Below are 22,471 nucleotides of genomic sequence, written 5' to 3' on the forward strand. Positions count from 1 at the left end.
TGAGTTCGACCTCAAGCTCAAGCGACGCCTTTATCCTTGGCAACGCTGGAGCCTGTTCCTTCTACGTGAGGAACAGGCTGTGCAACACATCAACGACGGGGTAGGAATTGCAGTGGATCTACAGGCTTCCCTTGACGGCGAATCTCAAAGTGCAGTTTCACCCGGTCTGTACCAGTTGACCCCATTTCGGCAATTGTCTGTCCGACTTTGACTTGCTGCCCCTCCCGAACCAACAGCCTACGGTTGTGGCCGTAAGCACTGACGTAGGTATCGCTGTGTTTGATGATGACCAGCTCGCCGTAGCCCCGCAAACCACTCCCGGCGTACACCACCGTCCCATCAGACGCAGCTAAAACAGGCTGTCCCAAATCCCCGGCAATATCAATGCCTTTATTCAAACTGCCGTTTGAAGAGAATTTTCCAATTAAAACTCCATTTGAGGGCCATCCCCAACCGGTCGGCGCAGGCCCTGCCGGGGGTAACGGCGCGGGTGCCGGCTTGCTCGCGACACTCGGCGAAGCGGTACCGGCAGGCCGGGTAATGATGGTGGTTCTGCTCGACGACGACGGCGAAGATCCGGTGTTTGTCACAACTGCCGTAGGGGTAGAACCGGTGCGACCGTCAAAGCGAATCGTCTGACCCGGATGTATCGTGTAGGGCACAGGAATATTGTTGCGGGCTGCGAGTGCCTTGTAGTCCCAACCATAACGGAAGGCGATCGAGAACAACGTGTCGCCCTTGCGCACTACATATTGCCCGGTGGTCACCGTCGGCTTTTGCGGTGCTGCATTATTGCGGTCAACGACCCGTGCACCGCTGCTTGGCGAGCTGGAACACCCTACCAGAAGGGAACCAAAGACAAGGCCAAGCACCAGTCGCTGAAAACTTGTTTTACTCATACGCTGCGCAAGACCTGTGAGACTCACCCGCCGCTCCCTTTGTGGTGGCTGAACATGAATGCCTGTATCAGGCTTGAAATATGACGCAAGTATAACTGGGCATTGAAGTTTTACCGTCACGCGACTGGAACGAATCATTCAGCGCGTTGAGTCGCCCTGCCCATCATGTTGACTTGATAGACCCCGCCGTAAGACACATCCTCACCAACAGAATTCACTGCCAGCGAAAAATGATCAGGCCAGCGGGCCATTGAGCAACGGAACAAAGCGCACGGCGCCCAGTACATGCCGGGAAAAACCGTCGTCTTCACGGACAATAAGCATCAATTGTTGCACTTCACCGGATCCCACCGGAATGACCAGGCGCCCCCCCGGGGCCAACTGGTCGAGCAGCGCTTGGGGCACATCGGTGGCCACGGCCGTGACGATAATCCCGTTGTAAGGTGCCAGTGCCGGCCAACCCTCCCAACCATCGCCCCAGCGGAATACCACGTTACGCAGGTTCAACTCCACCAGGCGTTCCTTGGCGCGATCCTGCAGCACCTTGATGCGCTCCACCGAGAACACCCGCTCCACCAGTTGCGACAGCACGGCCGTCTGGTAGCCGGAACCGGTGCCGATCTCCAGCACCTTGTCCAACGGTCCCGCCGCCAGCAGCAGCTCACTCATGCGCGCAACCATATAAGGCTGGGAGATGGTCTGGTTATGGCCGATGGGCAATGCCGTGTCTTCATAGGCACGATGGGCCAAGGCCTCGTCGACAAAGAGGTGCCGAGGCGTACGCCGGATCACTTCCAACACCTGGGCGTTGGAAAGCCCCTCTTCGTACAGGCGCTGGATCAAACGCTCACGGGTGCGCTGGGAGGTCATCCCGATGCCCCGGCGCAGCAGGTCGTCTTGTTCACGAGCCATCAGCGCAGCCCCTCCAGCCAGCCATCGAGACCACTGAAGGCATCACTGAAGGTGCGATCAAGTTGCAATGGGGTAATCGACACATAGCCTTGCATCACCGCGTGAAAGTCCGTGCCTGGGCCACCGTCTTCGGCATCACCCGCAGCCGCGATCCAATAGCCTTCCTTGCCACGCGGGTCGACCACCTTTAACGGCGCTGCCGCACGGGCACGATGGCCCAGGCGCGTAAGCTGGATGCCGCGAATGTGGTCGAGGGGCAAATTGGGAATGTTGACGCTGAGCACCGTGCGCGGTGGCAGGTCCAGGGAGCCATGGGCCTCCACCAGCTTGCGCGCGAAATAGGCCGCGGTGGGCAGGTTGTCCAGTTGGCGCGATGCCAACGAAAACGCAAACGAGGTCCGGCCGAGGAAGCGCCCTTCAAGCGCCGCCGCCACCGTGCCGGAATACAGCACGTCGTCGCCCAGGTTGGCGCCGAGGTTGATGCCCGACACCACCAGGTCCGGCTCCTGATCCAACAAGCTGTTGATCGCCAGGTGCACGCAGTCGGTGGGGGTGCCGTTCACACTGATGAAGCCATTGGCCAGAACCTGCGGGTGCAGCGGACGGTCGAGCGTCAGCGAACTGCTGGCGCCGCTCTTGTCCTGGTCGGGGGCAACCACCACGCACTCGGCGTAATCTTCCAGCGCAGCATAGAGCGCGGCAAGACCGGGTGCGGTGGCACCGTCATCGTTTGATATCAGAATACGCATGGGCTGTCCGTCTGCCCCACCGGCACCAGATCAACAAGCTCGCGCACCAAGACAGTGGCGAAGCATCCGGCCGGCAGGACGAATTCCAATTGCAGAATGTCAGGCCCGGGATAATGCCACGTCAACCCGCCAATGGGCAGTCGCAGAATGCGACGTTCCTGGCTCATGCCGGCATTCACCAGCCAATCACGCAGGTCGGCTTCCCCGGCGGCAACCGCCTGCTCCAACTCAAACGTGGCGCCCGTCGCCGGAGAATCACCCTCGCCCCACTGCGGCCCGGTGGGGTGCAGGTCCAGGATCGCCAGGCGCGGGTCGCTGCACTCAGCCTCTCCCGCCGGAAAAAAGCTGCGGCTGTCGGTAAACGCCAGCAGATCACCCACTTGCGCGCGCTGCCAGGAACCGTCGGCAACGCGTGCCGCCAATACTTTGTTGAAGAGGAAACTGCGCGCGGTGGACAACAACCGCGAACGCACATTGCGCTGCTCCGGCAGGGCCTTGCGCGCAGCCCATTCACGGGCATCGACGACATTGCCACCGTTGTGGCCAAAACGCTGGGTGCCGAAATAGTTGGGAATGCCGTACTGGGCAATCAATTGCAGCCGCGCGTCGATGGCGGCGGTATCACCGGCCAATTGGGTCAGGCGCAAGGTAAAGCCGTTGGCCGAGTGCGCGCCACGCTGCAGCTTGCGCTTGTGGCGAGCGGTTTTCAGGATCTTGAGGGTGTCGTTTTCCGCACTGCTCATGTCCGGATCGGCCTTGCCCGGCAGTTGTACGCTGAACCACTGCCGGGTCAGCGCCTGGCGGTCCTTGAGCCCGGCATAGCTGACGGTGCGCAACGGCACGCCAGCTGCCTTGGCGATACGCCGCGCGGCTTCCTCAGTATTGAGCCCGCGCTTCTCAACCCACAACCACAGGTGCTCGCCTTCGCCGGTGAGCGGAATATCGAGCACTTCGTCGACCTGGAAATCTTCAGCAGTGGCCTTCAGGACCGCGCTGCCCAGGGCCTCGCCATAGGCACGCGGGCCCAGCAGTTGCAGGTCGTTCATGCGCGCAGCAACAAGGCGACGGAGTGCACCGCGATGCCCTCTTCACGACCGGTGAACCCGAGCTTTTCGGTGGTGGTGGCTTTCACGTTGACTTGATCCAATTCAATTTGCAGGTCTGCGGCAATCAGTGCGCGCATGGATTCGATATGCGGGGCCATTTTCGGCGCCTGGGCCACGATGGTGTTATCGACGTTGCCGACCTTCCAGCCTTTGGCGTGGATCAGGCCGACCACATGGCGCAGCAAGACACGGCTGTCCGCGCCCTTGAAGGTGGGATCGGTATCCGGAAAGTGCTTGCCGATATCGCCCAGCGCCGCCGCACCGAGCAAGGCATCGCTCAAGGCATGCAATACAACGTCGCCGTCGGAATGAGCCAGCAACCCATGGTGGTGCGCAATGCGCACGCCGCCCAGGGTGATGAAATCGCCTTCAGCGAAACGGTGCACATCGTAGCCGTGGCCAATACGCATAAAAAAACGCCCCGATTTAATTCAGGGCGTGATTCTACCTACTTTTGTCTCACATTAACCGAGCAAAGCACGACCATGATGTCGCAAATGATCTTCGATAAAGCTGGCGATAAAGAAGTAGCTGTGGTCGTAACCAGGCTGCAGACGCAGTTCCAGGGGATGGTTCGCCGCCTTGGCCGCTTGCTGCAAGGCTTCGGGCTTGAGCTGCACGGCGAGGAAATCGTCGCGATCGCCCTGATCCACCAGCAACGGCAGCTTTTGCGAGGCTTCGCTGATCAGCACGCAGGCATCCCATTCGCGCCATTTGGAACGCTCTTCGCCCAGGTAACGGGAGAAGGCTTTCTGGCCCCACGGGCAATCCATCGGATTATTGATCGGCGAAAACGCCGACACCGACAGGTAGCGCCCGGGGTTGCGCAAGGCACACACCAACGCACCGTGGCCGCCCATGGAGTGGCCGCTGATGCCGCGTTTGTCCGAAGCCGGGAAATGCGCTTCAACCAACGCCGGCAATTCCTGCACCACGTAGTCATGCATCCTGTAGTGCTTGGCCCAAGGTTCCTGGGTGGCATTCAGGTAGAAGCCGGCACCCAGGCCAAAATCCCAGGCGTTGTCCGGGTCGCCCGGCACACCGGGGCCACGGGGGCTGGTGTCGGGCGCGACAATGATAAGCCCCAGTTCTGCGGCCATGCGCTGAGCACCGGCTTTCTGCATGAAGTTCTCATCGGTGCAGGTCAAGCCGGACAGCCAGTACAGCACCGGCAGCTTGCCGCCCTGCTCCGCTTGCGGCGGCAGGTAGACGGCAAAGGTCATGTCGCAGCCGAGCACATCGGAGTGATGCTTGTAGCGTTTATGCCAGCCGCCGAAGCTCTTCTGGCAGGAGATATTTTCCAGGGTCATGGGAGTGCTCCCAGCTGCAAGTTGCAAGCCTCAAGCGGCAAGTAAGGCGTACACCCACTTGCTGCTGATAGCTTGCCGCTTGCCGCTGCTTCAAAAGTGAATGACGGTACGAATGCTCTTGCCTTCATGCATCAGGTCAAACGCTTTGTTAATGTCCTCCAGGCCCATGGTATGGGTGATGAACGTGTCCAGCGGGATCTCGCCGGCCTGGGCCATTTCCACATAGCTTGGCAACTCAGTACGGCCGCGTACGCCACCGAACGCCGAGCCACGCCAGACGCGGCCGGTCACCAGTTGGAAGGGACGCGTGGAGATTTCCTGGCCGGCACCGGCAACGCCGATGATCACCGACTCGCCCCAACCTTTGTGGCAGCACTCAAGCGCGGCACGCATCAGTTGCACGTTGCCGATGCACTCGAAGGAAAAGTCCACGCCGCCGTCGGTCAAATCGACAATCACGTCCTGGATCGGGCGGTCGTAGTCTTTCGGGTTGATGCAGTCGGTGGCGCCCAGTTGCTTGGCGATCTCGAACTTGGCCGGGTTGATGTCAATCGCAATGATACGGCCGGCCTTGGCCTTGACCGCACCGATCACGGCCGACAGGCCGATACCACCGAGACCGAAGATGGCCACGGTGTCGCCCGGCTTGACCTTGGCGGTGTTGATCACCGCACCGATGCCGGTGGTGACGCCACAGCCGAGCAGGCAGACCTTCTCCAGCGGCGCCTCTTTTGGAATCTTGGCGACGGAAATTTCCGGCAGCACGGTGTACTCGGAGAAGGTCGAAGTACCCATGTAGTGGAAAATCGGCTGGCCCTTGTAGGAAAAACGCGTGGTGCCATCCGGCATCAGGCCTTTGCCCTGGGTGGAACGAATGGCCTGGCACAGGTTGGTCTTGCCCGACAGGCAGAATTTGCACTTGCCGCATTCAGGGGTGTACAGCGGGATCACATGGTCGCCTACCGCCACCGAAGTCACGCCCTCGCCGATGGCTTCGACCACCGCACCGCCTTCATGGCCAAGGATGGACGGGAAGATGCCTTCCGGGTCAGCGCCGGACAGGGTGTAGGCATCGGTGTGGCAAACGCCGGAGGCCACCACGCGCAGCAGGACTTCGCCCGCCTTGGGCATGGCCACATCCACTTCGACGATCTCCAGTGGTTTTTTAGCTTCAAAGGCGACAGCTGCGCGTGACTTGATCATCCGGGTTTCTCCAGGGGCTGAAAATTGAGAACAACAGTGTAAAACATGCCTCTTTGATTAATAATCCAGCCAAAAGCAAAACATTATTGCTGTATAGGGACAATCATAATGTTGGAAAACCGCTGGGAAGGTATCGACGAATTCGTTGCCGTCGCCGAATGCAGCCAATTTACCGCGGCTGCCGAGCGGCTGGGTGTGTCTTCGTCCCACATCAGCCGCCAGGTGGCGCGCCTGGAAGAGCGCCTGCAAACGCGTTTGCTGTATCGCAGTACCCGTAAGGTGACGCTGACTGAAGCGGGTCAGACCTTTCTGCAACATTGCCAGCGCCTACAGGACGGCCGCGAAGAAGCCCTGCGCGCCGTGGGTGACCTCACCAGCGAACCGAAAGGCATGTTGCGCATGACCTGCGCGGTGGCCTATGGCGAGCGGTTTATCGTGCCACTGGTGACGCGGTTCATGGGCCTGTACCCGCAATTGCGGGTGGACATCGAACTGAGCAACCGTCAATTGGATCTGGTGCACGAAGGACTCGACCTGGCGATTCGCCTGGGGCGATTGCAGGATTCGCGCATGGTCGCCAGCCGCCTCGCGCCTCGGCGCATGTACCTGTGCGCGTCGCCGTCCTACCTGGCCCGGTATGGTCGGCCACATAGTTTGTCGGAATTGAGTCGGCATAATTGCCTGATCGGCAGCTCGGACATTTGGCAACTGGCTCAGGACGGGAGGGAATTTTCCCAGCGAGTGCAAGGCAACTGGCGCTGCAACAGTGGGCAAGCGGTGTTGGATGCGGCGTTGCAAGGGGTGGGATTGTGCCAACTGCCGGACTATTACGTACTGGAGCATCTGCACAGCGGCGCGCTGGTGTCGCTGCTGGAGGCGCATCAGCCACCGAATACGGCGGTGTGGGGGCTGTATCCGCAACAACGGCACTTGTCGCCGAAGGTCAGGAAGTTGGTGGATTTCCTGAAAGAGGGACTCTCAAATAGAGCAGAGTACTGTTCGCAAACATAATTATATGCCAAGCACAACTGTCAACAATGACAGTTGTGCTCATAAACCGACAGTGTTTCCCTTATCATTCTCTTACCACGCTTGTTGAAGCAAGAAATTTAATTAAATAGTCATAAGCTGGCAGGAGTACCTCATTTAATTAGATAGGTAACCCGCGATGAACAACGACGACAAAGAACGGATCATAGAGCAGTTTAATCGGAGCCTCGCCCAAAAAAAACGGCATGGCAAAAAAACCGAGGGGGCAGCCAACGCGACCTTTACACTCAACGAGCAAGTTGTGGCCGAGGACATATGGTTCGAACGTCATGACATGGATCGTGAACAGATTATTATCATTTTGGCCCTTCCAACCATTGGCATGCATCCCTACGGCTTATCTGCCGGGCTTTTGTCGTATCAAAAACCATTTGAGAGCGGCGATTTCGATTTACTCGAAAACGACACCTTTCATTTTGAAGTTTTTTATACAACGCAAGGCCCAGCCGAAATCACAAGCGGCAATGTAAACCTGGAAGTTACAGATCGAGAAATAAAAGGTCGTATAACTTGTAAACTTTCCCGAGATGGCTATGAACTTAATGTGGTCATGCACTTCAACGTCAGAAAGACTTAATACAGCGCCCTAAAACTGCCGCGTTTCCGTGCCCATAAATGTTGTATGGGCACCGTAAATCAATTGCCAGCATCAGCCCACACGAAAAAATCAGCGACTGGTGACGCCCTCAAACAGGCATTATCACCGGTTAGCCCAGCGCAACCGCAGCCACTCCAGGTCTTCCGGCCGGGTCACCTTGATATTGTCCGACCGTCCTTCGATCAAACGCGGCGCCTGTCCTGACCACTCCATGGCCGAGGCTTCATCGGTGATCACCGCATCGGCCACCAGACTGTCGGCCAAGGCGCGATGCAGCGCACCCAGGCGGAACATCTGCGGCGTATAGGCCTGCCAGATCAGACTGCGGTCGACGGTCTCGACCACACGACCATGCTTGTCGACACGCTTGAGGGTATCGCGGGCCGGCACGGCCAGCAGACCGCCGACCGGGTCGTCCGCCAGTTCGGTGAGCAACTTATCCAGATCATCGCGACTCAGATTCGGCCGCGCCGCATCGTGGACCAGCACCCAATCGTCATCGCTGGCGCCCAGGGCATTGAGTTGCAGCAACGCATTGAGCACCGAGCCCGAGCGTTCCGAACCACCGTCCGCACGCACGATACGCGGGTCAGCGGCACATGCCAGGCTTGGCCAATACGGGTCATCAGCAGCAAGACTGACCACCAACCCCTTGAGGTTGGGATGATCGAGAAAACAGCCAAGGCTGTGTTCCAGAATAGTGCGCCCGCCCAACTGCAAGTATTGCTTGGGACGGTCCGCGGCCATACGGGCACCGACGCCCGCGGCAGGTATCACGGCCCAGAAGGCCGGCAAACAATGGTTCATTGGGCCAACTGGTAGAGGGTTTCGCCCTCCTTGACCATGCCCAACTCATGACGGGCCCGCTCTTCAACGGTCTCGGTACCTTTTTTCAGCTCAAGCACTTCGGCATCGAGGACGCGGTTGCGTTCCAGCAGGCGTTCGTTCTCGGCGTGCTGGTCGGCAATTTGCTGGGTCAGGTCTTTTACTTGCGCAAAGCTGCCATTACCCACCCATAGGCGGTACTGCAGGCCAGCCAGCAACAAGAGCAAGACGAGGAACAACCAATTGGGACTGCGCATCGAATATCGGGTATCCAGTGAAAAAAGACGCCATGCAAAACTTTTACAGCAACTGATAGCACGAAGCCTGGAAGAACCAGGCTTGTGCTTGATAGCCATCAGATTAGCGTCGAAATGTTCACTATCGTGAATTTTCCGACGCAATCCGCCGACTTTTTACCATGCCTTACCATCAAGTAGCGATCAGCCGCGAAACTCGCCGCGACCGTTGTACTTGGCTTTGCCGGCCAGTTGCTCTTCGATACGCAGCAATTGGTTGTACTTGGACACACGGTCAGAACGGCACAGGGAGCCGGTCTTGATCTGGCCCGCCGAAGTGCCCACGGCCAGGTCGGCGATGGTCGAATCTTCGGTTTCGCCGGAGCGGTGGGAGATCACGGCGGTGTAGCCCGCAGCCTTGGCCATCTGGATGGCTTCCAGGGTTTCGGTCAGGGTGCCGATCTGATTGAACTTGATCAGGATCGAGTTGGCGATCTTTTTGTCGATGCCTTCTTTCAGGATCTTGGTGTTGGTCACGAACAAGTCGTCACCTACCAGTTGGACTTTTTCGCCGATCTTGTCGGTGAGGATCTTCCAGCCATCCCAGTCGGACTCGTCCAGGCCGTCTTCGATCGAGATGATCGGGTAGCGCTGGGTCAGGCCCTTGAGGTAGTCGGCAAAACCTTCGGAGTTGAACACCTGGCCTTCGCCGGACAGGTTGTATTTGCCATCTTCGTAGAACTCGCTGGCGGCGCAGTCCAGGGCCAGGGTCACGTCGGTGCCCAGTGTGTAGCCAGCGTTAGCCACGGCTTCGGAGATCACTTTCAGTGCATCTTCGTTGGACGCCAGGTTCGGCGCGAAACCACCTTCGTCACCCACGGCAGTGCTCAGGCCACGGGCCTTCAGCACGGCTTTGAGGTGATGGAAAATCTCGGTGCCCATGCGCAGGCCTTCGGAGAAGGTCTTGGCGCCGACCGGCTGCACCATGAATTCCTGGATGTCGACGTTGTTATCGGCATGCTCGCCACCGTTGATGATGTTCATCATCGGAACCGGCATCGAGTAGACACCCGGGGTACCGTTCAGGTTGGCAATGTGGGCGTACAGTGGCAGGTCCTGGTCCTGGGCGGCGGCCTTGGCAGCAGCCAGGGACACGGCGAGGATGGCGTTGGCGCCGAGGCTGCCTTTGTTTTCAGTACCGTCGAGCTTGATCATCGCGTGGTCCAGGGCTTTCTGGTCCAGCGGGTCTTTGCCCAGCAGCAGGTCACGGATCGGGCCGTTGATGTTGGCTACAGCCTTGAGGACACCCTTACCCAGGTAACGGCTCTTGTCGCCATCACGCAGTTCCAGCGCTTCGCGCGAACCTGTGGAAGCACCGGACGGCGCGCAGGCGCTGCCGATGATGCCGTTATCGAGAAGCACGTCGGCTTCGACGGTGGGGTTGCCACGGGAGTCGAGAACTTCACGACCTTTGATGTCGACGATTTTTGCCATTGTTGTAAACACTCCAAAGTTGACGAAAACGACGCAGCTGAAGGAAATCTTTTGACCGACCGCAAGGGTGGAACAACGGGGCAGGCTTGCAGGCGACAAGGCTCAGGCCCGAGGGCCTGAGCATTTAGCGTGGGATACTTTACCGGAGAAATGGCAGTTACGCGGTCTCTACTGTCGGAAAACTCTTGACCAGTTCGTCCAACTGCTTGAGTTGGGCCAGGAATGGTTCCAACTTGTCCAGGCGCAGGGCGCAGGGACCGTCGCATTTGGCGTTATCCGGGTCCGGGTGGGCTTCCAGGAACAGGCCAGCCAGGGACTGGCTGATGCCGGCCTTGGCCAGGTCCAGTACCTGGGCACGGCGCCCACCGGCAGAGTCGGCGCGACCACCAGGCATTTGCAGCGCGTGGGTCACGTCGAAGAACACCGGGTATTCGAACTGTTTCATGATGCCGAAACCGAGCATGTCCACCACGAGGTTGTTGTAGCCGAAGCTAGAACCACGCTCGCAGAGGATCAACTGGTCGTTACCCGCTTCCACGCACTTGTTCAGGATGTGTTTCATTTCCTGAGGTGCAAGGAACTGGGCTTTCTTGATATTGATCACCGCACCGGTCTTGGCCATCGCAACGACCAGGTCGGTCTGGCGCGACAGGAAGGCCGGCAACTGGATGATGTCGCACACCTCGGCGACCACGGCAGCCTGTTCAGGCTCGTGGACGTCGGTGATGATCGGCACGCCGAAGGCTTGCTTGATGTCCTGGAAGATCCGCATGCCTTCTTCAAGGCCCGGGCCGCGATAGGAGGTCACGGACGAACGGTTGGCCTTGTCGAAGCTGGCCTTGAACACGTAAGGGATACCCAGTTTCTCGGTAACCTTTACGTACTCTTCACAGACCTGCATCGCCATGTCACGGCTTTCCAGCACGTTCATGCCGCCGAACAACACCATGGGCTTGTCGTTGGCAATCTCGATGTCGCCTACGCGAATGATCTTCTGGGCCATCAGGTTTACGCCTTCTTCTGATGTTGCGTCAGTGCGGCTTTGACGAAACCGCTGAACAGTGGGTGACCGTCGCGCGGTGTCGAGGTGAACTCAGGGTGGAACTGGCAAGCGACGAACCATGGATGATCCGGGGCCTCGACCACTTCAACCAGCGCGCCATCACCCGAGCGACCGGAGATCTTCAGGCCAGCCTCTTTGATTTGCGGTAGCAGGTTATTGTTCACTTCGTAGCGGTGACGGTGACGCTCGACGATCACGTCCTTGCCGTAGCAATCGTGAACCAGGGAACCCGGCTCCAGCAGGCAGTCTTGCGCGCCAAGGCGCATGGTGCCGCCCAGGTCGGAGCTTTCGGTACGGGTTTCGACGGCGCCGGTGGCGTCTTCCCACTCGGTGATCAAGCCCACGACCGGGTGGCCGCTCTTGCTGTCGAACTCGGTGGAGTTGGCGTCTTTCCAGCCCATCACGTTACGGGCGAATTCAATAACGGCCACTTGCATGCCCAGGCAGATGCCCAGGTACGGCACCTTGTTCTCGCGAGCATACTGCACGGCAGTGATCTTGCCTTCCACGCCACGCAGGCCGAAACCGCCTGGAACGAGGATCGCATCGACACCTTCGAGCAGCGCGGTGCCCTGGTTCTCGATGTCTTCGGAATCGATGTAGCGCAGGTTGACCTTGGTACGGTTGCTGATGCCCGCGTGGCTCATCGCCTCGATCAGCGACTTGTACGCATCCAGCAGTTCCATGTACTTGCCGACCATGGCGATGGTGACTTCGTGCTCAGGGTTGAGCTTGGCGTCAACCACGGCTTCCCACTCGGACAGGTCCGCGCCGTTGCATTGCAGGCCGAAACGCTCGACCACAAAATCATCCAGGCCTTGCGAATGCAGGATGCCCGGGATCTTGTAGATGGTGTCGGCGTCTTCCAGGGCGATCACCGCACGTTCTTCAACGTTGGTGAACTGCGCGATCTTGCGACGCGAGGAAATATCGATCGGGTGATCGGAGCGGCACACCAGCACGTCCGGCTGCAGGCCGATGGAACGCAGTTCCTTGACCGAGTGCTGGGTAGGCTTGGTTTTGGTTTCGCCAGCGGTGGCGATGTACGGCACCAAGGTGAGGTGCATCAGCATCGCGCGCTTGGCGCCGACTTCGAAACGCAACTGGCGGATGGCTTCGAGGAACGGTTGGGATTCGATGTCACCCACGGTGCCACCGATCTCGACCATCGCCACGTCGGCATCGCCTGCACCCTTGATGATGCGGCGCTTGATTTCGTCGGTGATGTGCGGGATCACCTGGATGGTTGCACCCAGGTAGTCACCACGGCGCTCTTTGCGCAGCACGTGCTCGTAGACACGGCCAGTGGTGAAGTTGTTGTTCTGGGTCATGGTCGTGCGGATGAACCGCTCGTAATGGCCCAGGTCCAGGTCGGTCTCGGCGCCGTCGTGTGTGACGAACACTTCACCGTGCTGGAACGGGCTCATGGTGCCCGGGTCGACGTTGATGTACGGGTCCAGCTTGAGCATGGTGACTTTAAGCCCCCGCGCCTCCAGGATGGCCGCCAATGAAGCGGAGGCAATGCCTTTCCCCAATGAAGAAACAACACCGCCCGTGACGAATATGTAGCGCGTCATGAAAAACCCTAGAAGTCTGCGTTAAAGCGGTCCGAGCCGCCGGGGAAAGCGAAGAGAGGCCGAAGCCCCCGATCACCTGCATTAATCACAGTGCACCTTTCAAAAAAACCGCCGCGTTGTGACAGACCAGCAATGAAACGCCGGTACGTTGATCGCTACACATTTTTTGGAATCGCCCAGCAAAGACTGCTTGGTAATCGGCAACTGCTGCGATTCAGGCGAATCCACAGAAGTTGTATCAAGAAGGGAGCGTAGTCTACCGGAAAGGCTCTATCAGCTCAAACCTTGATCGCAGCTCTGTGGCATCCAATGTAATTGCCAGCCTTCATTCGGTGCGGCCCAGAGTCCAATGAGGTTGGGCACGCCGAGCAATTGCTCGCCCCGGTACAGCAGCGGCAATCTGCCACGGACGAAGCCCGGCACTCCATGTTCATTAAGCAGGCGCTTCAAGTCACGCCGGCCTCGGCCTGGTACTTCAAGCATTTCGCCGCCCTGGCGATAACGAACCTCCAGCGGGCCTTCGGGCACCTTGCCGATAATTTCCAGCAGGCCATTGCCGGGTAACTCTAGTGGGTTTTGCGGGCGAGGCCAGCTCACCGACGCGTGGGAAAATTCCGACCAGGCGTGAGGCAACCACCAGATGCGTTCGCCACAACGGTGCAATTCCCCATCGGCCAGACGCCATAAGGGCTGTGCGTCGCCCTTGGCATCGCGTAGGGAATACCAGCCAGCCCAGTGGTCGCTGTCGGGTAAACGGGTCAGCGGCGCCAGCCAATGGCGCAGGACGTTGCGCTGACGCGCATCGGAAAGTTCGCGCAGTGGGTCAAGAGCCAATGAAGGCAAAACCAGCCAAGGAAACCGTGAAGGTTGATCGGCGACTTGCAGGTCCATGCAGGCTAACTCACCCAGTAAAGCTTGCGCCTCACCAAGATGGTCGGCAGTGCGGGCCAGGCTGGAGACGGCTTGGGGCCAACGCGCCGTCAGCGTCGGGATCACGCAGTGACGCAGGTAATTACGGGAGAAGCGTGGATCGGCATTGGAAGGATCTTCAATCCACTTGAGTTGATGATCAGCGGCATAGGCTTCCAACTCGGCACGCGAGACATCCAGCAACGGCCGCACCAAATGGCCACCCGCCAATGGACGGTGCACAGGCATTGCCGCCGCCCCCCGCACGCCGGCCCCGCGCAACAGGCGAAACAGCAGGGTTTCAGCCTGATCGTCGCGATGCTGGCCTGTGAGCAACACCCCCCCTGCCCCGATCATCTCGGTAAACACCCGGTAACGCGCATCACGCGCTGCACGCTCAAGGCTGGCGCCGGGCTGCACATGCACACGCATTACGCGCAGGGGCACGCCCAGCCTGTCGCAAATGGACTGGCAATGGCTCGGCCAGGTGTCGGCGGCGGCTTGCAGGCCATGGTGGACATGGACAGCGTCGAGCGGCGGGAAATTTTCGGTTTTGGCCAGGGAGGCGAGGAGGTGCAGCAGGACGGTGGAGTCAAGACCGCCGGAGAACGCGATATGCCAGGCCAGGGCGTTGCGCCAGGGGGCTAGGGCGTGCAGGAGTTTGGCGGATAAAGTCGGTTTCATCACAGGTTACCGCCGCAAATCTGGAATACCCAAGCCAAGCATACACAAAGCTAATGTGGGAGGGGGCTTGCCCCCGATAGCGGAGCATCAGCCAGTGAATACAGTGACTGACACTCAGCAATCGGGGGCAAGCCCCCTCCCACATTAGTACCGCTGCGGCCTTAGAGACCGTAGCTCATCAGGCGCTCGTAACGACGGGCCAGCAGCGCTTCGTTATCCAGTTTCTTGAGCATCGCCAGCTGCGAACCCAACTCGGCACGGATAGTAGCGGCGGCGGCAGCCGGGTCGCGGTGGGCGCCGCCCAATGGCTCGGCGATCACTTTGTCCACGATACCCAGGCCCTTGAGGCGATCGGCAGTGATGCCCATGGCTTCGGCAGCGTCCGGCGCTTTTTCTGCGGTTTTCCACAGGATCGAGGCGCAACCTTCGGGTGAAATCACCGCGTAGGTCGAATATTGCAGCATGTTCAACTGGTCACAGACACCGATCGCCAGTGCGCCGCCGGAACCACCCTCACCGATCACGGTGGCAATGATCGGGGTTTTCAGGCGAGACATGACGCGCAGGTTCCAGGCAATGGCTTCGCTCTGGTTGCGCTCTTCGGCGTCGATACCTGGGTAAGCGCCCGGGGTGTCGATAAAGGTCAGGATCGGCATCTTGAAGCGCTCGGCCATTTCCATCAGGCGGCAGGCCTTGCGGTAGCCTTCTGGGCGCGGCATGCCGAAGTTACGGCGTACTTTCTCGCGCACTTCACGGCCTTTCTGGTGACCGATGACCATGACCGGCTGATCGTCCAGGCGAGCGATACCACCCACGATAGCCGCGTCGTCGGAGAAGTGGCGGTCACCGTGCAGTTCGTCGAACTCGGTGAAAATGTGCTGAATGTAGTCCAGGGTGTAAGGACGACGCGGGTGACGAGCCAGGCGCGCGATCTGCCAGCTGGTCAACTTGCCGAAGATGTCTTCGGTGAGCGTGCTGCTCTTGTCTTGCAGGCGAGCGATCTCATCGCCGATATTCAGCGAATTGTCATTGCCGACCAGGCGCAGTTCTTCGATCTTGGCTTGCAGGTCAGCGATCGGCTGTTCGAAATCAAGAAAATTCGGGTTCATAAGCGTCCGTCTTGGGTCGACGGCCAAGGGTTGCCTGGCCAGCCGGTTGTCTATTCGCGCCCTACCTTAAGGGAGAGGCGCGTCTAGGTCGAGATTAAATGTTTGGTCGAGATCAGGCGATTTGCCATCACCTGATCGTCAACGGTATTGGAGGAAGACGTTGTCACGACCGAACTGGTCACGCAATGCTTGAATCAAGCCGTCAGCCGGATCAATTCGCCAGGTCTCGCCGAACTGCAGCATGGCCTTGGCGTCGCTGCCGGTGTATTCCATGGTCACCGGGCACGCGCCGCGGTGGCGCTTGAGCAAGTCACCCAACCAGCGTAGCTGATCGCCCTTGAGGGCTTCGGTCTTGACCTTCAAGCGCAGACTTTCGGCCAGGTTGGTGCGCGCATCTTCCATGCTCATCACTCGCTTGATCCGCAGACGCAAGCCGCCGGAGAAGTCATCGTTGCTGACCTCCCCTTCCACCACCACCATGGCGTCGGTCTGCAGCAGCGACTGCGCAGAGTGAAAGGCGTCGGCAAACAGCGACGCTTCGATCCGGCCCGAGCGGTCGTCGAGGGTGATAAAGCCCATCTTGTCGCCCTTTTTGTTTTTCATCACTCGCAGGGCGATGATCATGCCGGCGACGGTCTGGGTATCCCGCGCCGGTTTCAGGTCGATGATGCGCTGACGGGCGAAACGGCGGATTTCACCTTCATATTCGTCAATCGGGTGACCGGTGAGGTACAGGCCCAAGGTGTCTTTTTCACCCTTGAGGCGCTCCTTGAGGGTCAGGTCCTTGGCCTTGCGGTGGTTGGCGTACACATCCGCATCGTCTTCGACGAACAACCCGCCAAACAGGTCGGCGTGGCCGCTGTCGTGGGTCCGGGCGGTCTGTTCGGCGGCCTTGATCGCTTCTTCCATGGCGGTGAGCAACACCGCGCGGTTGCGATCGATATTCGCCTGGTAAGCCTTCGGCTCATCATGGAAATACGGCCCAAGACGGTCGAGCGCGCCGCTGCGGATAAGACCATCGAGGGTACGTTTGTTGATGCGCTTGAGGTCAACACGTGCGCAGAAGTCGAACAAATCCTTGAACGGCCCGTCCTGGCGCGCTTCGGTGATGGCTTCCACCGGGCCTTCGCCCACGCCTTTGATCGCGCCCAGGCCATAGATGATGCGACCCTCGTCATTCACCGTGAACTTGAACTCCGAGGCGTTCACGTCCGGTGCGTCGAGGCGCAGCTTCATGGTGCGCACTTCCTCGATCAAGGTCACGACCTTGTCGGTGTTGTGCATATCCGCCGAAAGTACCGCAGCCATGAACGGCGCCGGGTAGTGGGCTTTCAGCCAGGCGGTCTGGTACGACACCAGCCCGTAGGCGGCGGAGTGGGATTTGTTGAAGCCATAACCGGCGAATTTTTCCACCAGGTCGAAAATGTTACCGGCGAGGTCGGCGTCGATATTGTTGGTGGCGCAACCCTCAATGAAACCGCCGCGTTGCTTGGCCATTTCCTCGGGTTTTTTCTTACCCATGGCACGACGCAGCATGTCCGCACCACCGAGGGTGTAGCCGGCCATTACCTGGGCGATCTGCATCACCTGTTCCTGGTACAGGATGATGCCGTAGGTCGGAGCCAATACCGGCTTGAGGCCTTCATACTGGTAATCGGAGTGCGGGTACGCCAACTCGGCGCGGCCGTGCTTACGGTTGATGAAGTCATCCACCATGCCCGATTGCAGCGGGCCCGGACGGAACAGGGCCACCAGTGCGATCAAGTCTTCCAGGCAGTCGGGCTTGAGCTTTTTGATCAGCTCCTTCATGCCCCGCGATTCAAGCTGGAACACCGCAGTCGTTTCAGCTTTTTGCAGCAATTGGTAAGTCGGTTTGTCGTCCAGCGGGATGAACGCGATATCCAGCGGCTCTTCGTTGACCTTGGCGCGGTCTCGGTTGATGGTCTTGAGCGCCCAGTCGATGATCGTCAGGGTCCGAAGGCCGAGGAAGTCGAACTTCACCAGGCCGGCCGCCTCCACATCGTCCTTGTCGAACTGGGTGACAAGGCCGCCGCCCTCTTCATCGCAATAGATAGGCGAAAAGTCAGTCAGCTTGGTTGGCGCGATTACTACACCACCGGCGTGTTTACCGACGTTACGCACCACGCCTTCAAGCTTGCGCGCCATGTCCCAGATTTCGGCGGCTTCTTCGTCGATTTTGATGAAGTCGCGCAGGATCTCTTCCTGCTCGTAGGCTTTTTCCAGGGTCATCCCGACTTCGAACGGGATCATCTTCGACAGGCGGTCCGCCAGGCCGTAGGACTTGCCCTGCACCCGCGCCACGTCACGGATTACCGCCTTGGCCGCCATGGAACCGAAGGTAATGATCTGGCTCACGGCGTTGCGACCGTATTTCTCGGCCACGTATTCGATCACGCGGTCCCGGCCGTCCATGCAGAAGTCGACGTCGAAGTCGGGCATGGAGACCCGTTCCGGGTTCAGGAACCGCTCGAACAGCAGGTCGTATTCCAGTGGGTCAAGGTCGGTGATCTTCTGTACATAGGCGACCAGCGAGCCAGCACCCGAGCCCCGGCCCGGGCCTACCGGGACGCCGTTGCTCTTGGCCCACTGGATAAAGTCCATCACGATCAGGAAGTAACCGGGGAACCCCATCTGGATGATGATATCCAGCTCGAAATTCAGCCGGTCGACATAGACCTGGCGCTTGGCCTCGTAATCTTCGGTGGTGTCCTTGGGCAGCAGGACGGAGAGACGCTCCTCCAAGCCATCAAATGACACCTTGCGGAAATACTCGTCGATGGTCATGCCATCGGGAATCGGGAAATTGGGCAAAAAGTGTTTGCCCAGCTTCACTTCGATATTGCAGCGCTTGGCAATCTCGACGGAGTTTTCCAGGGCCTCGGGCAGGTCGCTGAACAGCTCGGCCATCTCCTCCGCGCTCTTGAGGTACTGCTCTTCGCTGTAGTTCTTGGAGCGGCGCGGGTCATCCAGCGCCCGGCCCTCACCGATGCACACGCGGGTTTCGTGGGCCTCGAAATCTTCCTTCTTGATAAAGCGCACATCGTTGGTCGCCACCAACGGCGCGCCCAGCTTGTCGGCCAGGGCTACGGCGGCGTGCAGATGCTCTTCATCGTTGGGGCGGTTGGTACGCTGGACTTCCAGGTAAAAGCGGTCGGGGAATACCTGCATCCACTCACTCGCCAGTACTTCGGCTTCATGGGGATTGCCGCCCAGCAGCGCGATACCGATCTCGCCCTCCTTGGCGGCCGACAGCATGATCAGGCCTTCGCTGGCCTCGGCGACCCATTCGCGCTCGATGATGATCGAGCCGTTGCGCTGACCGTCGATAAAGCCACGGGAAATCAATTCGGTGAGGTTGCGATAACCCACGCCATTCATCGCCAGCAGGCTGATGCGGCTCAGGGGGTTATCCGGGTCTTTGTTGGACAGCCACAGGTCGGCGCCGCAGATCGGCTTGATGCCGGCGCCCATGGCGTTCTTGTAGAACTTGACCAGGGAACACATGTTGTTCTGATCGGTAACCGCGACCGCAGGCATGTTCATACCCACCAGGGTTTTGACCAGTGGTTTGATCCGTACCAGGCCGTCGACCAGGGAGTATTCAGTGTGCAGGCGCAGGTGAACGAATGAAGCCGGCATAGTGATCCTGTCCAGAAACTTAGAAACAACAAGGCCCGGGATTGTACCGGGCCTTGGCAAAAACATCAGCCTTGCGACTAAACCTCGCTGAGGTTCTCGCGTAGCTCATAAGCCTGGCGCACCGGGGCAAACGAGCGCCGGTGGATCGGCGTTGGACCAAGACGGGCCAGGGCTTCCAGATGAACGGGCGTCGGATAGCCTTTGTGGCCCCCGATACCGTAGCCGGGGTAAATCAATTCGAAGGCAGCCATTTCACGGTCTCGGCTGACCTTGGCCAGGATCGAAGCGGCGGCAATGGCTGGAACCTTGCTATCGCCCTTGACCACCGCTTCAGCCGGCATCGCCAGCTTAGGGCAACGGTTGCCGTCGATCATCGCCAGTTTTGGCGTGATGTGCAGGCCTTCAACGGCACGCTGCATGGCCAGCATCGTGGCGTGCAGAATGTTCAACTCGTCGATTTCTTCGACTTCAGCCCGGGCGATATGCCAGCTCAGGGCCTTTTCACAGATTTCGTCGTAGAGTTTTTCACGGCGCGCCTCGGTGAGTTTTTTCGAGTCGTTGAGCCCCAGGATCGGACGGTTTGGATCGAGGATCACGGCCGCCGTCACCACCGCGCCACACAGCGGGCCACGCCCTACTTCGTCAACGCCGGCCACCAGTTCGTGGGCTTGGGCAACCAGGCTGAAATCCAGGCCTATTTGCGTGCTCATAAAGCTTCCTGTTTTTGGCCGATCAAGGTCAGTACGGCATCGGCTGCCTGGTTCGATGCATCACGGCGCAAGGTGCGGTGAATGTCGTCAAAACCACGAGTCTGTTCTTCGCCGCCGTCGATCAAGGGTAGTAGGGTTTGCGCGAGGGCTTCGGGCGTTGCATCGTCCTGCAACAACTCCGGAACCAACAGGCGCTGGGCCAGCAAGTTGGGCAAAGAGATGTAAGGGCTTTTGACCATGCGCTTGAGAATCCAGAAAGTCAGCGGCGCCAAGCGATAGGCCACGACCATCGGGCGCTTGTACAGCAGGGCCTCCAAGGTCGCGGTACCCGAAGCGATCAGCACCGCATCACAGGCCGCCAGGGCCAGGTGCGACCGACCGTCGAGCAGGGTCAAGGGCAGATTGCGACCGACCAGCAGTGTCTCGATTTGTGCACGCCGTTGCGGGCTGGCGCAGGGCAACACGAAACGCACTCCAGGCTTCAAGGCTTGCAGGCGCTCGGCAGCATCGAAAAACACGTTGGCAAGACGGCCAACTTCACCGCCTCGACTGCCCGGCATCAGCGCGACGAGCGGGCCGTCGGGCAAACCCAGTTCGGCACGCGCGGCTGCACGGTCAGCCTGCAAAGGAATGGTGTCAGCCAGGGTATGCCCGACAAACCGTACCGGCACGCCCTTCTCCTCGTAGAACCTGGCCTCAAACGGCAACAGGGTCAACATCAGGTCGCAGCCTTCGCGGATCTTCAGCACACGCTTCTGCCGCCACGCCCACACAGAGGGGCTGACGTAGTGCACGGTCTTGATGCCGGCCTGACGCAACTTGAGTTCGATATTGAGGGTAAAGTCCGGCGCATCGATTCCGATAAAAACATCGGGCTTTTCTTCGATCAGCGTCTGGATCAGCAGCTTGCGACGAGCCAACAGCTCACGCAGGCGACCCAGCACTTCGACCAGTCCCATGACCGACAGACGCTCCATGGGAAAGTACGACGTGAGGCCTTCGGCCTGCATCAGCGGGCCACCGACGCCGATAAATTCCACCGCAGGGTGCTGGGCCTTGAGCGCCCGCATAAGACCTGCGCCCAAAATGTCGCCGGAAGCTTCTCCGGCCACCAGCGCGATACGCAGAGTAGCCATGATCAGCGGGTGATGCCGCGGGTCGACGCCTGGATCGAGTCACGGAACACCGCGACTTCCGGGAACAACGCTGCCGGCTCGGACAGTTGGATCAACGCCTGGTCGACCGTCAGCCCCTGACGATAGACCACCTTGTAGGCGCGGCGCAGGGCGTGGATCGCCTCTTCGCTGAACCCACGACGGCGCATGCCTTCGAAGTTCATGCTGCGGGCTTCGGCCGGGTTGCCGAACACCGTGACGAACGCCGGAACGTCCTTGCCGATGGCGGTGCCCATGCCGGAAAAGCTGTGGGCGCCGATATGGCAGTACTGATGCACCAGGGTGAAGCCGGACAGGATCGCCCAATCATCAACATGCACGTGACCGGCCAACGCCGTGTTGTTGACCAGGATGCAGTGGTTGCCGATCACGCTGTCATGGCCGATATGGGCATAGGCCATGACCAGGTTGTGATCACCCAGCGTGGTCTCGGCACGATCCTGCACGGTGCCACGGTGAATGGTCACGCCTTCACGGATGATGTTGTGATCACCGATTACCAAGCGTGTTTCTTCACCCTTGTACTTCATGTCCGGGGTGTCTTCGCCTACCGAGGAAAACTGGTAGATGCGGTTGTGCTTGCCAATGCGGGTCGGACCTTTGAGGATCACGTGCGGCCCGATGACAGTCCCCTCGCCGATTTCCACACCTGCGCCGATGATCGACCAAGGGCCGACCTCAACGTCGGCGGCCAGTACGGCCGACGGATCGATGATTGCGCGAGGGTCAATCAAACTCATAGTTTGCGTTCCGCGCAGATGATCTCGGCAGAGCACACTGGCTTGCCGTCTACCGAGGCCTGGCATTCGAACTTCCAGATCTGGCGCTTGCAGCTGATGAACTTGGCTTCCAGGATCAACTGGTCACCCGGAGTAACCGGGTTGCGAAAGCGCAACTTGTCGGAGCCCACGAAATAGTAAAGCGTGCCGTCGGCAGGCTTGAGGTCGAGCATTTTGAAACCAAGGATACCGGCAGCCTGGGCCATTGCTTCGATGATCAATACGCCCGGCATGATGGGATGCGCGGGGAAGTGGCCGTTGAAGAATGGTTCGTTGATGCTGACATTCTTGTAGGCACGAATGCGCTTTTCCTCAACATTGAGGTCCACTACACGGTCCACCAGCAGGAACGGGTAACGGTGAGGCAGGTATTCGCGAATCTCGTTGATGTCCATCATTTCGGGGGGAAGCCTGTAATAAAGA

Annotated in this window: 21 protein-coding genes; 2 read left to right on the forward strand and 19 right to left on the reverse strand. The window is 59.3% G+C overall.

The window, feature by feature from the left end; genetic code table 11:
• Nucleotides 1–89: 89 nt before the first annotated feature.
• From AB1462_RS00470 to AB1462_RS00500, 7 genes are all read right to left on the reverse strand, one after another.
• Complete coding sequence (locus AB1462_RS00470) at nucleotides 90–926, reverse strand: peptidoglycan DD-metalloendopeptidase family protein (protein ID WP_090408468.1); 837 nt, start codon at nucleotides 924–926, stop codon at nucleotides 90–92.
• 207 nt (nucleotides 927–1,133) lie between these two features.
• The gene (locus AB1462_RS00475; RefSeq protein WP_169899534.1) at nucleotides 1,134–1,769 is read right to left on the reverse strand and encodes a protein-L-isoaspartate(D-aspartate) O-methyltransferase; all 636 of its coding nucleotides are present in this window, start codon (nucleotides 1,767–1,769) and stop codon (nucleotides 1,134–1,136) included.
• Between the two features lie 41 nt (nucleotides 1,770–1,810).
• The gene (gene surE / locus AB1462_RS00480) at nucleotides 1,811–2,560 is read right to left on the reverse strand and encodes a 5'/3'-nucleotidase SurE (protein WP_367245961.1); all 750 of its coding nucleotides are present in this window, start codon (nucleotides 2,558–2,560) and stop codon (nucleotides 1,811–1,813) included.
• Entirely contained in the window at nucleotides 2,548–3,606 is a 1,059-nt protein-coding gene (gene truD / locus AB1462_RS00485; RefSeq protein WP_259192748.1) for a tRNA pseudouridine(13) synthase TruD, read from the reverse strand. Before truD ends, surE begins: the two co-directional genes overlap by 13 nt.
• The gene (gene ispF / locus AB1462_RS00490) at nucleotides 3,603–4,076 is read right to left on the reverse strand and encodes a 2-C-methyl-D-erythritol 2,4-cyclodiphosphate synthase (RefSeq protein WP_012722614.1); all 474 of its coding nucleotides are present in this window, start codon (nucleotides 4,074–4,076) and stop codon (nucleotides 3,603–3,605) included. The genes truD and ispF overlap by 4 nt, the downstream gene beginning before the upstream one ends.
• A 54-nt stretch (nucleotides 4,077–4,130) precedes the next feature.
• On the reverse strand, nucleotides 4,131–4,976 hold the full coding sequence (gene fghA / locus AB1462_RS00495; RefSeq protein WP_367245962.1) for an S-formylglutathione hydrolase: 846 nt from the start codon (nucleotides 4,974–4,976) through the stop codon (nucleotides 4,131–4,133).
• A 90-nt stretch (nucleotides 4,977–5,066) separates the two neighbouring features.
• The gene (locus AB1462_RS00500; protein WP_090408476.1) at nucleotides 5,067–6,179 is read right to left on the reverse strand and encodes an S-(hydroxymethyl)glutathione dehydrogenase/class III alcohol dehydrogenase; all 1,113 of its coding nucleotides are present in this window, start codon (nucleotides 6,177–6,179) and stop codon (nucleotides 5,067–5,069) included.
• A gap of 108 nt (nucleotides 6,180–6,287) precedes the next feature.
• Between AB1462_RS00500 and AB1462_RS00505 the strand changes: the two genes are divergently transcribed.
• Nucleotides 6,288–7,190, forward strand: coding sequence for a LysR substrate-binding domain-containing protein (locus AB1462_RS00505; protein ID WP_259192753.1), 903 nt, complete (start codon nucleotides 6,288–6,290; stop codon nucleotides 7,188–7,190).
• Nucleotides 7,191–7,347: 157 nt separating this feature from the next.
• Nucleotides 7,348–7,806 (forward strand): hypothetical protein, encoded by a 459-nt coding sequence (locus tag AB1462_RS00510; protein WP_367245964.1) that lies wholly within the window; start codon nucleotides 7,348–7,350, stop codon nucleotides 7,804–7,806.
• 123 nt (nucleotides 7,807–7,929) lie between these two features.
• Here AB1462_RS00510 and ispD read toward each other — a convergent pair whose 3' ends face one another.
• The 12 genes from ispD to fabZ form a co-directional block, all read right to left on the reverse strand.
• Nucleotides 7,930–8,634 carry a 2-C-methyl-D-erythritol 4-phosphate cytidylyltransferase gene (gene ispD / locus AB1462_RS00515; RefSeq protein ID WP_367245965.1) on the reverse strand — a complete coding sequence of 235 codons (705 nt, stop codon included), beginning with the start codon at nucleotides 8,632–8,634 and terminating at the stop codon, nucleotides 7,930–7,932.
• The gene (gene ftsB, locus AB1462_RS00520) at nucleotides 8,631–8,909 is read right to left on the reverse strand and encodes a cell division protein FtsB (RefSeq protein WP_003172294.1); all 279 of its coding nucleotides are present in this window, start codon (nucleotides 8,907–8,909) and stop codon (nucleotides 8,631–8,633) included. Before ftsB ends, ispD begins: the two co-directional genes overlap by 4 nt.
• Before the next feature lie 183 nt (nucleotides 8,910–9,092).
• Nucleotides 9,093–10,382: a phosphopyruvate hydratase gene (gene eno / locus AB1462_RS00525; RefSeq protein WP_027604464.1), complete on the reverse strand. Its 1,290-nt coding sequence runs from the start codon at nucleotides 10,380–10,382 to the stop codon at nucleotides 9,093–9,095.
• Nucleotides 10,383–10,539: 157 nt separating this feature from the next.
• Nucleotides 10,540–11,385, reverse strand: a complete 846-nt coding sequence (kdsA, locus tag AB1462_RS00530; RefSeq protein WP_010212442.1) for a 3-deoxy-8-phosphooctulonate synthase — start codon at nucleotides 11,383–11,385, stop codon at nucleotides 10,540–10,542.
• Between the two features lie 5 nt (nucleotides 11,386–11,390).
• Nucleotides 11,391–13,022 (reverse strand): CTP synthase, encoded by a 1,632-nt coding sequence (locus AB1462_RS00535; RefSeq protein ID WP_053137224.1) that lies wholly within the window; start codon nucleotides 13,020–13,022, stop codon nucleotides 11,391–11,393.
• Nucleotides 13,023–13,295: 273 nt separating this feature from the next.
• Entirely contained in the window at nucleotides 13,296–14,615 is a 1,320-nt protein-coding gene (gene tilS / locus AB1462_RS00540; RefSeq protein WP_259192757.1) for a tRNA lysidine(34) synthetase TilS, read from the reverse strand.
• 161 nt (nucleotides 14,616–14,776) lie between these two features.
• Nucleotides 14,777–15,724, reverse strand: a complete 948-nt coding sequence (locus AB1462_RS00545) for an acetyl-CoA carboxylase carboxyltransferase subunit alpha (protein ID WP_003172288.1) — start codon at nucleotides 15,722–15,724, stop codon at nucleotides 14,777–14,779.
• A 138-nt stretch (nucleotides 15,725–15,862) separates the two neighbouring features.
• Nucleotides 15,863–19,384 carry a DNA polymerase III subunit alpha gene (gene dnaE, locus AB1462_RS00550; protein ID WP_090408486.1) on the reverse strand — a complete coding sequence of 1,174 codons (3,522 nt, stop codon included), beginning with the start codon at nucleotides 19,382–19,384 and terminating at the stop codon, nucleotides 15,863–15,865.
• A 77-nt stretch (nucleotides 19,385–19,461) separates the two neighbouring features.
• Nucleotides 19,462–20,094, reverse strand: a complete 633-nt coding sequence (gene rnhB, locus AB1462_RS00555; RefSeq protein WP_065938777.1) for a ribonuclease HII — start codon at nucleotides 20,092–20,094, stop codon at nucleotides 19,462–19,464.
• Entirely contained in the window at nucleotides 20,091–21,230 is a 1,140-nt protein-coding gene (lpxB, locus tag AB1462_RS00560) for a lipid-A-disaccharide synthase (RefSeq protein ID WP_090408492.1), read from the reverse strand. Before lpxB ends, rnhB begins: the two co-directional genes overlap by 4 nt.
• Nucleotides 21,231–21,232: 2 nt before the next feature.
• On the reverse strand, nucleotides 21,233–22,009 hold the full coding sequence (gene lpxA, locus AB1462_RS00565) for an acyl-ACP--UDP-N-acetylglucosamine O-acyltransferase (protein ID WP_090408497.1): 777 nt from the start codon (nucleotides 22,007–22,009) through the stop codon (nucleotides 21,233–21,235).
• Nucleotides 22,006–22,446, reverse strand: a complete 441-nt coding sequence (fabZ, locus tag AB1462_RS00570; protein ID WP_003172281.1) for a 3-hydroxyacyl-ACP dehydratase FabZ — start codon at nucleotides 22,444–22,446, stop codon at nucleotides 22,006–22,008. The genes lpxA and fabZ overlap by 4 nt, the downstream gene beginning before the upstream one ends.
• Nucleotides 22,447–22,471: the final 25 nt, after the last annotated feature.

Origin of the sequence: Pseudomonas sp. SB113 (genome assembly GCF_040754745.1) — a bacterium.
GTDB lineage: Bacteria > Pseudomonadota > Gammaproteobacteria > Pseudomonadales > Pseudomonadaceae > Aquipseudomonas > Aquipseudomonas grimontii.